The 386-nt window shown below is 21.0% G+C and carries 1 pseudogene; it reads left to right on the top strand.

The features are described from left to right. Positions 1 to 386, top strand: a pseudogene (locus JG676_RS08710) (motility associated factor glycosyltransferase family protein); the annotation flags it as partial.

The following is a 386-nucleotide window of genomic DNA, read 5'->3' as shown; positions in this document are numbered from 1 at the left end:
AACCTTTTAAAAGATTAAATGCTTTAAATAAAAATAAACAAGATGAATTATTACTTAAAGCTTATGCAAAAATTACAAAAGCCATAAAACATTCTAATACTTTTAAAAATGATTGTTTAAAAGAATATAATGAAATCAATGAGCTTTATTTAAAGCTAAATCATACAGATAATCAAGATTTAATTGATCTTATAATACAAAGAATTGATAAGTATAAAATAAAAACTGAAGACTTAAAAGAGCTTGCTCAAGCTGTTGGAGCTTTTTTAATCCAATTTGAATTAAATTTAGCTAGAATTTATGTCTTAAAAGTAAAAACAAAAGAAGATTCTTTTAATAAATCTTTAATTTGGATTAAAGAACATTTAGAATGGCTTAAAATGATA

Source organism: Campylobacter sp. 2018MI34 (assembly GCF_016598975.1).
Lineage (GTDB): Bacteria > Campylobacterota > Campylobacteria > Campylobacterales > Campylobacteraceae > Campylobacter_D.
Note: the sequence above shows the minus strand (reverse complement) of the source record. Positions and strands in the feature narration are given on the sequence as shown.